This window comes from Specibacter sp. NPDC078709, from assembly GCF_040686795.1.
In the GTDB taxonomy this organism is placed as follows: domain Bacteria; phylum Actinomycetota; class Actinomycetes; order Actinomycetales; family Micrococcaceae; genus Specibacter.
Genome location: NZ_JBFBLU010000009.1, coordinates 1 through 13802 on the forward strand (window position 1 = coordinate 1; position 13802 = coordinate 13802).

The window sequence follows — 13802 nt, forward strand, 5'->3', positions numbered from 1 at the left end:
CGGGTCATGACGGTCTTATAAGACCGTCATGACCCGCCAACGCCGTCTTTTTTCACGTGGGCTGCTCAGTCCTCTGCGTGCGTGGCCCCCAACAAGTCTCGGACACGCGCAGAGATATCGCCAAACTCCGGCAAAGCCAGTGTTTCGCCAAAGTCCCGATTGCTGCCGAATGGGACGTCGATGATCTCCTGAATCCGGCCGGGCCGAGGACTCATGACTACCACCCGGTTGGCTAAGTAGACCGCTTCCGAAACCGAGTGCGTCACCAAAATGACAGTGGTCCCGGTTTCACGCCAGATCCGGTGTAGCTCAATGTTCATTTTCTCCCGAGTGAGGGCGTCAAGAGCACCAAACGGCTCATCCATGAGCAGTACATCGGGTTCATGTAGCAGCGCGCGGCACAGTGAAACACGCTGCTGCATGCCGCCGGAAAGCTCGTGCGGGAGTGATTTTTCAAAGCCTGTCAGTCCCGTCATGGCGATCAGTTCATCAGCTCGCCTGTTTGCGTGAGTCCTGTCCATGCCACGCATCTCTGCCTGCAGCAAGATATTGGCCCGCACATTACGCCACTCCAGAAGCGCTGCCCTCTGGAAAACGTAGCCAATGTCCTGACGCGGGGCCGTCACTTCGGATCCACGCAGACGCACAGAGCCACTCGTAGCTCGGGTCAGTCCGGCAACCACCTTGAGCATGGTGGACTTTCCGCAACCAGACGGTCCTGCAATCGAGACAAATTCTCCTTGCCGAATGGTCATCGAAGCGTCCTCGACAGCCACCACCCGGTGTCCTTTCTTGGAGGAAAACGTGACGTTGAGGTGCTCAATTTCAACCACAGGATCCACCTGCAGCTTTGATTTCTCCGGTGACATTGCGGTCATGACCATTCCCTACTTAGGTGCGAATGCGGCATTGAAGTACTTGCTGGTCTCGCCACCAGAATCGATTAGACCAGCATCTGCAAGTGTCTTGATCGTGGCAGTCCAGTCCTCGTCTGCGTTGAACCCAGGGCGCTTGCCCTCAGTGTTCGTGGTGGTCAGCAGTTTGATGGTCTGCTTCCACTGTTCCTGGACCACATCCTGGGCCGGAATCTGCGGGTCCTTGCCGTCCATGGCCTTGGCTGCTTCTTCCGGGTTCTTGATGGCTTCCTCAAACGACTCGGAAACAGCGGCAACCATCGCCGTGGCCAGTTCCGGGTTCTTCTCGAGGAATCCGTCAGAGGCCACCAGACCGTTGGAGAAGAAATTCACACCCGCATCCGAGTAGCGCAGATACGTCATTTCCTTGCCGCTCTTCGCTGCAATGGTTGGACCCTGATCGTGAGCGAAGCCAATCAATCCGTCCACCTTGTTGGACAACAATGCCGCCATTTTCCCCGCCGCGTCGAGGTTCTGCTGGTTGACATCACCTTCGGCCAGACCAGCAGCCTTCAGGAAGATCGGGAATGTGGTGGTGGGGGCGTCTCCGGCCGAAACGGCAATGGTCTTGCCTTTCAGATCCGCTGGAGTCTTGATACCGGAATCTGTGAACACCTGAACAGCTGACGGGGTTGTTTGTAGGAACACGCCAATGCTCTTGACCTTCACACCCTTGTCAATATTGGCCAGCAGAGCCGGAGTGTCCGCCCATCCGAAGTCGACCTGATCCTGGCCTGCCGCCTGAACAGTCTTGGTGGATCCCTGGCCAGCCTTAATGCTCAAGTCAATGCCGTGCTTCTTGAAGATTCCCTTTTCAACGCCGTAGTAGAGGGCTGCATGTTCACCATACGGGTACCAGTTGAGCATCAGTGTTGCTGCGGTGGACCCACCCTCTTCTGGCTTCGGCTTGGCAGCGTCATTGCCACCACAGGCAGCTAAGCCCAGAGCAGCGGCTGCAGCGAGGGAAGTAGTGAGGACAGAGCGACGTGAAATGTTCATGTTTTCTCCCATTTGGAAATTCTGTTGGTGCTGTTTGAACTGCTGCTAAATGATTCTTGCTGGGCAATCAGCCTGCCGTGGCGGCCGATCCCGTGACCCTCCGTGAGGAGTGCCACGGGATCAGGAACCACTCGGCGATTTGGATAAGCGCAAAGAGGAGCACTCCCATGAGGGACATGATGATCAGTGCTGCGAAGAGCATCGCCGTGTCGATATTGCCGTTGGCTTGGAGAATGACGTAACCAAGTCCTTCGTTTGCCCCCACAAATTCACCGACGACGGCGCCAGTCACAGCGAGGGTGGCCGCCACCTTCAAACCCGAAAATAGTTGGGGCAAGGATGCCGGCAGCCGCACCTTCAAGAATGTTTTGATGGAGCTTGCACCCATAGTGGAAGTCAGTTCCAGAATCTCCGGGTCAACCGATCTCAGGCCGGCCATACCAGAAACCACGATTGGAAAGAACGCCATGAGGACAGCAACCACAATTTTTGGTTCCATGCCGAATCCCAGCCACACCACGAACAAAGGGGCTACTGCAATTTTCGGAATGACCTGCGCGAACAAGATGAGCGGATATGCGGTTTTTTCAATGGTCTTGGAGTAAATCATCAGGACGGCAACAAGTTCTCCGATGACCACCGCGATGGCAAACCCGATGACGGTTTCAATGGTGGTAACCCAGGTATGACCGCCCAAATAGGCAGCATTTTCCACCATGGTGGTCCAGGTATCCACCGGACTGGGGAGGATATAGGGAGCAACCCAACCGTTTTCAGTGACCATCCACCAAGCGCCAAACAAGATGACGACAAAAACTACGGGCCTCCAGAGATCCAAGAGCCAGCCACGAGCCTTAGAAGGCTTTTTCAAACGTGGGGCCGGGGGAACAGTCGACCGTTTTGCTTCATGGGCTGACGAATTCTCGACTTCGCTCGCAAGCTGCATTGCCTCTACCTTTACATCTTTGTGAGGGCCATTCATGATCACTTCTTCCCGGATAGCCACTTGGGAAAGCGCTGTCCCGGTATGCAGAACACTATGTGCCGAACATCACAGATGTCAATTTGGAGTAGTCTCCGAACATTGTGGATGCCGTTTTCACGTGGGCTGCTCAGTCCTCTGCGTGCGTGGCCCCCAACAGGTCCCGGACACGCGCCGAGTTATCGCCAAACTTCCACACCCCTAGCCAACAGGCACGTGCCCGCCATAGTGTGAAAGCTGAAAACACTGCAACTTTTTCATGAACTCAGGAGAACCCCATGGGATTCAGCATCAGCAACGCCGCACTACGACTGGTGTCCGGAGCGTTCATCCTCAACTCCGGTATTGGCAAGCTCAAACTCGCACCCGAACACGCCGCGGGCTTGCAGTCAGCGGCGGAACGGGTCATTCCCCTGGTGAGCAGCTGGACCCCGGCAGAATTTGGCAGCCGGCTCGCTTACTCCGAGATCGCCGTTGGAGCAGTCGTCTTGGCCCCGTTCGTACCGAGCCGTCTGGCCGGGCTGGCGCTCGGAGCATTCTCCGGCGGACTCGTGGCCACCTATCTGAAGTCCCCCGGGATGACCGAGGACGACGGCATCCGCCCCACCTCCGCCGGGACAGCAATGGCCAAAGATTTTTGGCTGGCCGGAATCGCCGTGGCGCTCCTATTCCACCGCAAGAAGCGGCCGATGGCAGGCTGAGCCGGGATCCGGCGTCGGACTTCAGCGGTGGACTTCAGCGTGAACTTCAGTACGGGCCCTAGCCAGATCAGCCCAGCGGTGACAGGCTTGGAAACAGGCCGTCTGGGGGCCTGACGCATTGTGCGGCGGCCTTCATTGAAAGGGCATCATGGAATCGCCTCAAGCGCCGGAACCCGCCACTGTCCCCACCATCGATTTTGGCGCATTGGGCCGCAATCTAGCCGGTGCGCTCTTTGAGCCGGGCGCCCCCGTGTACGACGAATTAGCCACGCCATGGAATCTTGCCGTGCAAACCTCTCCGGCCGCCGTGGTGGAAGCCGCCAACGCCGCAGACGTGGTTGAATGCGTGAAATTTGCGGCCGCGAACTCACTCCCCGTCGCCGTACAGGCAACCGGACACGGCATTGCCAGCGACTTCGAGGGCGCCCTCCTCATCCACACCCGGTTGCTAGACTCCTGCACCCTCAACAGCGACAGCAACACGGCGCGGACAGGTGCGGGAGTCACGTGGGCGACCGTCCTCACCCAGGGCGCAGACCTCGGCCTGATCGGCTTATGCGGCTCGGCGCCCGGAGTTGGTGTGGCAGGCTACACGAGCGGCGGCGGCATCGGCCCCATGGTGCGAACTTTCGGCGCGGCCTCCGACAAAGTGCGCTCCTTCGATGTGGTCACCGGCGACGGGGAATTGCGCCATGCCACGGCACAATCGGAGCCCGATCTTTTCTGGGGTCTGCGCGGCGGCAAAGGCTCCCTGGGCATCATCACGGGTATGGAATTCGAACTCCTTGAACTCCCCGTCATCTACGCCGGCGCCCTGTTTTTCGACACGGCCCACGTCGAAAACGTACTCCGCACCTGGGCCCAATGGTGCCCCACTCTCCCCCACACGGCCACCACCTCGGTAGCCATGATGCAATTGCCGCCCATGCCCGGCGTGCCCGAACCACTCGCGGGCAGGTTCACCATCGCCGTGCGGTACGTCTTCGTCGGAACAGCGGACGAGGGCGCCACTTGGCTTGCGCCGATGCGCTCGGCTGGGGTGTTGCTGATGGATGCCGTAGGGCCCATGCCTTCCTCCATGATCGGGTTGGTCCACTCCGATCCTGAAGATTCCCTGCCCGCTGCGGAGAGATCCACGCTGTTAGCTGACTTCCCCCTTGAGGCCGTCGAGACACTGTTGGAGGCTGCCGGACCCGACAGTTCCTCCCCGCAACTGATGGTTGAGATCCGGCAACTTGGTGGGGTCCTGCCTCAGCTGCCGGAGGCGCCAAGCGCGCTGTGCCACCGGGAAGCCGGGTTCGGGCTGCACTCGGTCGCGGTTGGTCCACCTCCGGAGTTGCCAGCCTTTGGCGCGCACGCGGAGGCGATGATCCAAAATATGGCTCCCTGGGCACATGGAGGAAGTCTCGCCAACTTCGCAGCTGGCAACGGAAGTGGCGCATTTGCCGAAAGCTACACGCCTTCCGTCCTGGAGAAACTATCCACCCTGGCCCGGCACTTTGACCCAGGGAACGTCTTCAGATTGGGTCAGGTCCCGACCCGGTAGGCTCGTAAGCGCCCCACCGGCCAGCCTTCAGGAGTCCGCAGTGCCCAGCAAGCCCACAACGCCCGCGTCACCTGCGTCTCCCGCGTCACCTGCGTTTGAAGCTATCCGCTCGCGTCGAGACGTGACGGTCAGCCGCGACAGACTTGCCCTACTCAACACGGCTGGAGTTACACCCCAAGAGGCCATGGTCGCCGATCTTTTGGCCGTTCGTGCGGCGCTGGATAGTGGCGGGATCGAGTACCTGCTGGTGCGCGGCAACGACGAACGGCCAGTGCTGGCGATCGAGCGTTCCCTGCGCGAACGCCTCGAACGGTGCCTGACGGCCGCCTTCATCCAAGAACCGTTTTATGCGCGCAGCGTTGACACCCGCAAATCCACCGTGTTGTTGGCCGAGGGATTGCTGGCCAAACTGCCCGAAACACAGATCGTGCGTCTCTTCCGCCCACGAGTAGCTCCCACTGGAGGGCTGTATTACGGGGCGGCATGGGGAGTACAAATTGAGTTGTGGGCCTTTTCCGCGGACCACATTGACCTGCCGCTGGAAAACTCGCTCACGCGCCGAACGGTGGAACGTGGGGAAGCTAAGCGCAGCACCGTGGAGCTTCACGGATTGAACTGGCCCACCATTGAGAACATGTTCATTGATCATGCCTTTGATGTCCGCTTCGACATCGACATGGTATTTTCCTGGGTTGACGGCAGCGCCGCCTCTTACCAGTCAGCGCGCCGGGAGCTTGAATCAGAAGCGTTGCTAGGCGAGGGCGATGACCATGAAGCCCGGTTTCGCCAAGTAGATGAACTGAAGTACGCACTACGTTCGGTGCATCTTTTTGCCCCGTGGATCCGGCACATCTTCATTGCCACGGATTCGCCGGCTCCGCAGTGGCTTGCCGAGCACCCGAAAGTCTCCCTGGTCCGCAGCCAGGAGCACTTTGCCGACACCTCAGTCTTACCAACGCACAATTCCATGGCGGTGGAGTCTCAGCTGCACCACATCGAGGGCCTAGCGGAACACTTCCTATATTCCAATGACGACATGTTTTTGGGTCGCCCGCTTTCACCGGACCTCTTCTTTACCCCTGGAGGAATCACCCGCTTCATGCTCTCCCCCAACCGGATCGGGCTGGGCGAAAGCGATGTGCAACGCAGTGGTTTTGAGAACTCGGCCCGCGTCAACCGCAGGCTTTTATGGGAGCGCTTCGGCACCTTCACAACCCATCATCTGGAACACAGCGCGGCGCCGCTGCGTCGTTCGGTCCTAGCTGAACTGGAACAGGAATTTGCGCCGGAGTTCGCGGCCACGGCCGCCAGCACATTCCGGGCAGCAGGAAACATTTCGGTGACCAACTCCCTGTACCACTACTACGCCTTGCTGACCGGCCGGGCCGTCATGCACAAGGACGGTCGGGGCGTTTACGTGGATACGGCAAATATGGCAGGGCTCGCCGACTTGCCGCAGGTGCTGGCCCGGCGCAATGCGGATTTTCTGTGCCTCAATGACGGTAGTTTTGGCGACGCCGACCCCGAAAGGCGCAGGGCACTAGTCACCGACTTTTTGGAACAGTACTTCCCGTTCAATGCGCCGTGGGAAAAATGATGGGGGGCAGGCAAACGCCGGTTCAGCTGAGCCGAGGTTTCTCGCAAAAAGCCAAACCGGCGTATGCCTGCCCAAGGCGCCTGAACAACCTTAGTTAGTTGCAGCGCCTAGTTGCCCTGCCTAGTCCAGGTAACCGTTGGGGTTCAGGACGTATTTGGTGGCTGCACCGGCGTCGAACTCGGCATAGCCGCGCGGCGCGTCGGTGAGGGAGATGGCCTGGGCGTTGACGTTCTTGGCGATGGAGACCTTGTCATGCAAGATCGCCATCATCAGACCGTGGTTGTACTTCATGACCGGGCACTGCCCCGTGGTGAAGGCCAACGACTTTGCCCAGCCGGTGCCCAAACTCAACGACAAGGAGCCCTTCTGAGCTGCCGCATCGATGCCGCCCGGATCGCCGGTCACATACAGCCCGGGAATGCCAAGGGAACCACCGGCAGCCGTGATGTCCATGAGGTCGTTGAGCACCGTGGCCGGCGCCTCACCGGCCCCGTCGCCGTGGCCCTTAGCCTCAAACCCGACGGCGTCTACGGCACAGTCGACCTCGGGCCTACCCAGGATCTGCTCAATTTGCTCCGCCGGCCCACCCTTGCTGAGGTCCACGGTCTCACAGCCGAAGGACCTTGCCTGGGCGAGGCGGCCCTCGTTCATGTCAGCGACAATGACGACGGCGGCACCCAGCAGATGGGCGGACGTTGCCGCGGCGAGGCCAACCGGTCCGGCACCGGCAATGTAAACGGTGGAACCAACACCTACCCCTGCTGTGACGGCGCCATGGAATCCGGTGGGGAAGATGTCGGAGAGCATGGTCAGGTCCATGATCTTCTCCAGTGCCTGATCCCTGTCCGGGAACTTGAGCAGGTTCCAATCGGCATAGGGAACCAGCACGTACTCGGCCTGCCCACCGACCCATCCACCCATGTCGACGTAACCGTAGGCGCTGCCTGGCCTGTCGGGGTTGACGTTCAGGCAGATGCCGGTCTTGCGCTCCTTACAATTACGGCAGCGGCCACAGGCGATGTTGAAGGGGACCGAGCAGATGTCCCCCACCTTGATGAATTCGACGTCGGGGCCCACCTCGACCACTTCGCCGGTGATTTCGTGGCCCAGAACCAGATCCGACGGAGCCGTGGTGCGTCCTCGCACCATGTGTTGGTCGGAGCCACAAATGTTGGTGGCCACTGTGCGCAGGATGACGCCGTGAGGAACTTTTCTTCCCACATTGGCAGGGTTGACGCCCGGCCCGTCCTTGAGTTCAAATGTTGGATAGTCGATGTCAATGACCTCGACGACTCCGGGTCCCTTGTAGGCAACTGCTTTGTTTCCTGACATGGTTTTTCCTTCCCAGTTAGTTCAGAAGACACCTAATTGGCGCTTCAAGTGCAACGAGAAATCAACCCCTGCCGTGTAGAGCGGCACACTGAAAATGCGCGCCTAGGGCGCGTGATTAGTAGTGGTTAATGGGGTCGTTGTCAGTCTAGGTCTGGGCGGGGAAATATGTAAGGGGCTCCGGTCTCGACACGCTCGATCACCGGCGGGGCTCCACCTGAAGCGAGTACGCAGGCGCCTGAGCGTCCGGCGCACAAGCTACAAACTTTGCATCCGCGTGTTATGCCGATATCGGCATAATGCGTACGGTTACAACGTAACGGTGCGCCACTCGTGAAGCTGCGCACGGTTACGTGCTAACCAGACACAGCTCCAGTGCCATCTCCGGCTGCGCGGAATGGGCAGTTGCAGCAACCGTTTGAGTCAGCTGATTGCTGGGTTTCCAAAAAGCCGGCTCAGGACTTTAGTTATACGCGGGCCGGTGGGTCTGCGTTGCGGTGCTGTAAGAGTGGCGCAGCTCAGCCGGGCGTGGCGTGCGTATAACCTAAGTGGATCTTCTTGGGCCAGCAACGACACCTCGCACCTCGCACCTGCGTATTATGCCGATATTGGCACAATACGTACCGTTAGGCCGTAACCGTGCGCAGCTCATTGAGTGGCGCCTCATTGTGTCTTAACCACGCGCAGGCGCAAAGTCACTCTGAGTCAGCAATCCCTTGACATAGGCCGCCTGACCGCCGTGTTGCACGCAGTCATCGAGAATGCTGATGAGCCGAACACCCAGCGTCACCGGCGGATCCCAGCGTTCATCCACGATTTGGTCCAGCTCGGCATCGCTCAACCCACCAACATATTCCAAACTTCGGGCCAGAACCGCCTGCAGGTACTCGCGCAGCAGTTCCGTGGAATCCACATGAACGGCCGCCGCCTGCTCTGCCGTGTGTCCGTAGCCGGTATCGGCGGGGTCCAGCCCAAAAGCAAAGCGGGCAGCGTACTCTCCGCTGCGCCACACAGATTCAGTCCCGGCCACCTCGGCAATTTGTTCGTCTTGCCCGCGCGACAGGTGCCACACAAGCCAGGCTATGGAATTGCCGCTCCCGCCCGGGCGCCAATTCGCGTTCTGTGGCTCCAGACCGTGCAGGACACCGCCAACAATGGTGCCAATCCTGCCGAAAGCGTCAGTCAACAACTCCGAAGGTCTCATGACGTTCATGCTTTCACCGGGAGCGGCAACTGTCGAGAGGTGGCCTCGACAGGCTCGATCGCCGGGACCCGGCGATCGAGCAGCGGAGACGCTACGTCAGGATGATGACGTCCAGGGTTCGCGGCCCGTGGACGCCCTCAACACGTTCGAGTTCAATATCGCTCGTGGCGCTGGGCCCGCTGATCCAGGTTTGCGGTCGGGTTGCTTCCAAACGGGCAATCGCCTCCGGCAGCACCTCCACAATGTCCCCCGCACGCAGGATGCAGATGTGCCGATCCGGAACGAGGGAGATGATACGCCGACCCTGATCATCACTGCCATCCAGCATGATGGTTCCGGTCTCGGACACGGCCGTCGCGGCAGCGGTGACCACGGCGTCCACAGCATCCAGTTCCGCTACGGTGAGGCGGCTCTCCGGCGAGTCAACATGCACAGCCAACGTCCCGGCGTCGTTCTTCAAAGCTGCAAGCCACTCCTGCTCCAGGCCATGCGGCACCACAATCGAGGCACTGCCGGCGAGCAGTTCGGCCAGCCGCGCGGCAACGTCGGCGACGGGCGTGAGGAACACGTTCGCCTTGTAGTCCACCAGCCTGTCCACGAGCTGCTCCAGGCGCTGCGCCGCGGTCATGTCCGAGCTGCGGCGGTAACCCCGGGGCACCACGGGCGTCACCGGCGCATCCCGCAGGGCCGATTTGATGCGGTTCATGATGTCCTCGCGGGCGCTCATGCCTGCTCCCCTTCGCTCTTTGTTGAGCCAAGTACGACGGCGGCGCCTGGCTGATGTTCTTTGTCCCACCACTGGCGGAACGACTGGCTGGGTGGGGCCGGGATGTTCCTACTTTGGGTCCAGCCGCCAGCGATGCCGGGGAGCCGTTTGATGACTTTGGCGCGTCCGGCAACGAGCTTGCCCAAAGGCAAGCCCTTCTCCAGCAGGGCCAAATGCGAGCCCTTGGAGAACGCCCATTCGGCGCCCTTCATCATGAGGTCCATCTGGGTGGGGATCTTGACCTTGGCGCGTTTGGAATCAACGTCTTCGCCGCGTAAGTGGACCAGGATTTCGGGGATGTTGATCTTCACGGGGCAAGCGTCAAAGCAGGCGCCGCATAGTGAGGAGGCGTAGGGCAGGGAGTTATTTTCCTCGCTCTTGATACCTGTCATTAGGGGTGAAAGGATGGCGCCGATGGGACCCGGGTAGGTGGATCCGTAAGCGTGTCCTCCGGTGCGTTCGTACACGGGGCACACGTTCATGCACGCCGAACAACGGATGCAGTTCAGTGCCGTGCGGCCGTATTCATCGGCGAGTGCTGCGGTGCGGCCGTTGTCCAGCATGACCAGGTGGACGTTTTGTGGGCCGTCGCCGGGGGTGACGCCGGTCCACAGCGAGGTGTAGGGGTTCATGCGCTCGCCCGTGGAAGACCGGGGCAGCAATTGCATGAATACTTCAAGATCGGTCCACGACGGCAGCAACTTTTCAATGCCCATGACGGTGATGAGCGTTTCCGGCAGGGTCAGGCACATGCGGCCGTTCCCTTCGGATTCCACCACGGTCAAGGTGCCGGTGTCGGCCAAGCCGAAGTTGGCACCCGAGACGGCCACCTTGGCGGAGAGGAACTTTTTGCGCAGGTGTGTGCGGGCGGCTTCGGCCAGACGGGCCGGGTCATCCGTCAGGTTTGGGTCCACCACGGGCATTTCGCGCAGGAAGATTTCGCGTACCTGGCTGCGGTTTTTGTGGATAGCCGGGACCAGGATGTGACTGGGCTTGTCGTGGTCTAGCTGGACGATCAGCTCAGCCAGGTCAGTCTCGTAGGCCGCTATGCCCTGCTCTTGAAGGTATTCGTTCAAGCCGATTTCCTGGGTGGCCATGGACTTGACCTTGACCACTTCAGTTTCACCGGTCTCGCGGATCAGGCAGGTGACAATCTCGTTGGCTTCCTGGGCGTCGCGGGCCCAGTGAATGATGCCGCCGCGGGCGGTGAAGTTCGCTTCGAACTGCTCCAGCAGGGCTGGCAAATTCGCCATCGTGGCGTCCTTGATGGCGCTGCCGGCGTTGCGCATGTCTTCCCAGTCGGGAAGTTCGGCAACCACTTTCAGCCGCTTGTCGCGAATGGTGTGGGTTGCGTGGCCCAGGTTGGCCCGCAATTGCTCATTGCCGAGTTCGCGGTGCGCGGCCTTCGGGAAGGGCTCGGTGGCGTTGAGGTTACCGCTGCCAAAAACAGGCAGTGTGGGCATGCCCAAAAAGGTATTGCTCATCGCTTGCTCCCTGCCAATTTCACGTCGCCAGTGACTGTTATGGGGTTTTCAAGAGTGCTCGCCAGGATCTCAGCAAAGTGCAGGGTGCCCACCTCGCTGCCCTGCCGCGAGAGCCCGCCGCCAATGTGTAGCAGGCAGCTGGCGTCACCACCGGAACACAGCTCGGCGCCGGTGCCGCAAATATTTGCTGCCTTGTCGGCGTTCATGGCGGCGGAAACATCGGCATTCTTCATGGAGAAGGTACCGCCGAAGCCGCAGCACTGATCAGCTTGAGGCAACTCCACCATCTCGATGCCACCCACGCTTGCCAGCAGGGTCAGCTGGCGGTCTTCCAGACGCAACAGCCGCATACCGTGGCAGCTGGGGTGGTAGGTGACCTTGTGGGGGAAGTATGAGCCCAGCTGCTCGGCCGCGTTGGTGATGCCGAGGACGTCAGTCAGCAGCTGCGAGAGTTCATACGTTTTGGCGCCTACCTTGGCAGCTCTGGCCTCAAGTGCAGCATCACCACAGCGGCGGGCCACCATCTCATGCTGGTGCTTAACACTGGCAACACAGGAACCTGAAGGTGCCACGGCGACGTCGTAATCATCGGTGTCGAAGGCTTCGACATGGTTGGCCACAACGGCGTGGGCTTCCTTGAAGTAGCCGGAGTTGACGTGCATCTGACCGCAGCAGGCCTGCCCAGAGGGGAACACAACCTCATGTCCGAGCCGTTCCAGAAGGGCCACAGTGGCCTGTGCCGTGCGCGGGTACATGGCATCGACAATGCAGGTGGCGAAGAGCGCAATTTTCATGATTTCAACTGTAGGGCAAAACACATTGAATGTGGACTGACCACACCCTAACTTCAATCATAGCGCCACTCCATGGAGTCACTTTTGTACCAGGGCAGGTCCACAAAATCCGGGGCGTGGAGACTAGAGCGGCAGTCCAGCTCCTGGTTTCAGATTCTTCATGACAAGGGTGGAACTGACGCGCTGCACACCCGGGAGGACCGTCAGCTCATTGTCGAAGCACTGCTGATAGTCACTGAGATCCTTAGCCATGACTCTCAAAATATAGTCAGGGTCGCCAAATAGTCGCTGGGCTGAGGTAATACGAGCATTGGCCGAAACCTGCGCCTCGAACTCGTCCATGGTGGAACGGTCAACGCGCGCAAGAGTCACAAACACCAGCGCCTCAAAACCCAGTCCTACAGCAACCGGATCAATGATGGCGCGGTAACCACTAATGGCGCCGGACGACTCTAAATCTTTGAGCCGACGGTGACATGGCGCAACGGTCAAACCCACCTCAGCAGCCAAGGCAGTCGCACTCATTCGACCGTCGTTTTGAAGTGTGCGCAAAATTTCTTTATCAATGGCATCAATCACAGATATATCTTATCGCGGCAGTCGTATTTATGGACAAAAAAGGTAAGCACTTGTGTCTCCATTTTCCCTAAGCTTGCCGTAGAAGATCAACAACAATGATCAACAACCGCAGTGATCACGACGAATCTAGGCAGCAGGAGCATCATGGAACCGCAGGCACTCGTAGGCTTCCTCATAGTCGCCATCACCCTGACCTGCACACCTGGCCCGGATTGGGCTTTTGCGATCGCTTCCGGTCTGGGAAAACGCAGTTTCGTGCCTGCCATTGCAGGGCTTTGTGGCGGCTACGTCCTGCATACCATCTTGCTGGCGGCCGGGATCGCGGCACTCATGGCAGCCATGCCTAGTTTGTTGTTGTGGCTGACAGTTGCCGGAGCCCTCTACCTTTTGTGGCTCGGCTTCATGACCACCAGATCATGGCGAGGCGCCGGATTTGTCACCGTGGGACCGAACGGAGAACTGCCCGTGAATCCGGCTGCGGGAAAAGCCATGACGCCTGAGGACTTGACCCCTACAGCCTCCGCACTCGGCAAACCCAACTCAGCCTGGGGACCGTTCCTGCAAGGCTTTGGTACCAGCAGTATCAACCCGAAGGGGCTGCTGCTGTTCGTTGCCCTCACCCCGCAGTTCATCAAGGTCGACGCCGCATTTTCAGTACCACTTCAGTCGGCCATTCTGGGGCTGTCCTTCGTCGCTATGACCGCCGTCATTTACTCGCTCGTGGCAGTCGGCGCTCGGAAATTGTTGCGATCACGTCCAGCTGCGGCTCGCGGCGTGACACTGACAAGCGGCCTCATCATGTGTGCACTAGGCACCCTCCTACTCATCGAGCAGGTGGGCCCGGTGACACAAGCGGCCGGGGATCTGCTTGCCCTCGGCTAACTTCCCGCCAGCCACGTTGATTCTG

At 59.7% G+C, this 13802-nt stretch carries 13 protein-coding genes; 4 read left to right on the forward strand and 9 right to left on the reverse strand.

Annotation, left to right across the window (positions count from 1 at the left end; genetic code table 11):
- Positions 1-65 precede the first annotated feature (65 nt).
- The 3 genes from AB0P14_RS15175 to AB0P14_RS15185 form a co-directional block, all read right to left on the reverse strand.
- Positions 66-878, reverse strand: a complete 813-nt coding sequence (locus AB0P14_RS15175; RefSeq protein WP_363843995.1) for an ABC transporter ATP-binding protein — start codon at positions 876-878, stop codon at positions 66-68.
- 9 nt (positions 879-887) lie between these two features.
- Positions 888-1913, reverse strand: coding sequence for an ABC transporter substrate-binding protein (locus AB0P14_RS15180; RefSeq protein ID WP_363843997.1), 1026 nt, complete (start codon positions 1911-1913; stop codon positions 888-890).
- Between the two features lie 67 nt (positions 1914-1980).
- A complete protein-coding gene (locus tag AB0P14_RS15185; protein WP_363844000.1) occupies positions 1981-2784 on the reverse strand; it encodes an ABC transporter permease in 804 nt (267 codons plus the stop codon).
- 389 nt (positions 2785-3173) lie between these two features.
- Between AB0P14_RS15185 and AB0P14_RS15190 the strand changes: the two genes are divergently transcribed.
- The 3 genes from AB0P14_RS15190 (at position 3174) to AB0P14_RS15200 (ending at position 6739) form a co-directional block, all read left to right on the forward strand.
- Positions 3174-3596, forward strand: coding sequence for a hypothetical protein (locus AB0P14_RS15190; RefSeq protein ID WP_363844003.1), 423 nt, complete (start codon positions 3174-3176; stop codon positions 3594-3596).
- 148 nt (positions 3597-3744) lie between these two features.
- Entirely contained in the window at positions 3745-5142 is a 1398-nt protein-coding gene (locus AB0P14_RS15195; RefSeq protein ID WP_363844006.1) for an FAD-binding oxidoreductase, read from the forward strand.
- A 121-nt stretch (positions 5143-5263) separates the two neighbouring features.
- Positions 5264-6739, forward strand: coding sequence for a stealth conserved region 3 domain-containing protein (locus AB0P14_RS15200; protein WP_363844009.1), 1476 nt, complete (start codon positions 5264-5266; stop codon positions 6737-6739).
- A 120-nt stretch (positions 6740-6859) separates the two neighbouring features.
- Here the strand turns inward: AB0P14_RS15200 and fdhA are convergent, their stop codons facing one another.
- The 6 genes from fdhA to AB0P14_RS15230 form a co-directional block, all read right to left on the reverse strand.
- Positions 6860-8071: a formaldehyde dehydrogenase, glutathione-independent gene (gene fdhA / locus AB0P14_RS15205; protein WP_363844012.1), complete on the reverse strand. Its 1212-nt coding sequence runs from the start codon at positions 8069-8071 to the stop codon at positions 6860-6862.
- Between the two features lie 670 nt (positions 8072-8741).
- Positions 8742-9272: a DinB family protein gene (locus AB0P14_RS15210; RefSeq protein WP_363844014.1), complete on the reverse strand. Its 531-nt coding sequence runs from the start codon at positions 9270-9272 to the stop codon at positions 8742-8744.
- 91 nt (positions 9273-9363) lie between these two features.
- Positions 9364-9999, reverse strand: coding sequence for an LUD domain-containing protein (locus AB0P14_RS15215; RefSeq protein ID WP_363844016.1), 636 nt, complete (start codon positions 9997-9999; stop codon positions 9364-9366).
- Positions 9996-11522, reverse strand: coding sequence for a LutB/LldF family L-lactate oxidation iron-sulfur protein (locus AB0P14_RS15220; RefSeq protein ID WP_363844018.1), 1527 nt, complete (start codon positions 11520-11522; stop codon positions 9996-9998). Before AB0P14_RS15220 ends, AB0P14_RS15215 begins: the two co-directional genes overlap by 4 nt.
- Positions 11519-12316 (reverse strand): (Fe-S)-binding protein, encoded by a 798-nt coding sequence (locus AB0P14_RS15225; RefSeq protein ID WP_363844020.1) that lies wholly within the window; start codon positions 12314-12316, stop codon positions 11519-11521. The genes AB0P14_RS15220 and AB0P14_RS15225 overlap by 4 nt, the downstream gene beginning before the upstream one ends.
- Before the next feature lie 123 nt (positions 12317-12439).
- Positions 12440-12895: an Lrp/AsnC family transcriptional regulator gene (locus AB0P14_RS15230; protein WP_363844022.1), complete on the reverse strand. Its 456-nt coding sequence runs from the start codon at positions 12893-12895 to the stop codon at positions 12440-12442.
- 144 nt (positions 12896-13039) lie between these two features.
- Between AB0P14_RS15230 and AB0P14_RS15235 the strand changes: the two genes are divergently transcribed.
- On the forward strand, positions 13040-13777 hold the full coding sequence (locus AB0P14_RS15235) for a LysE family translocator (RefSeq protein ID WP_363844024.1): 738 nt from the start codon (positions 13040-13042) through the stop codon (positions 13775-13777).
- The last annotated feature ends 25 nt before the right edge of the window (positions 13778-13802 follow it).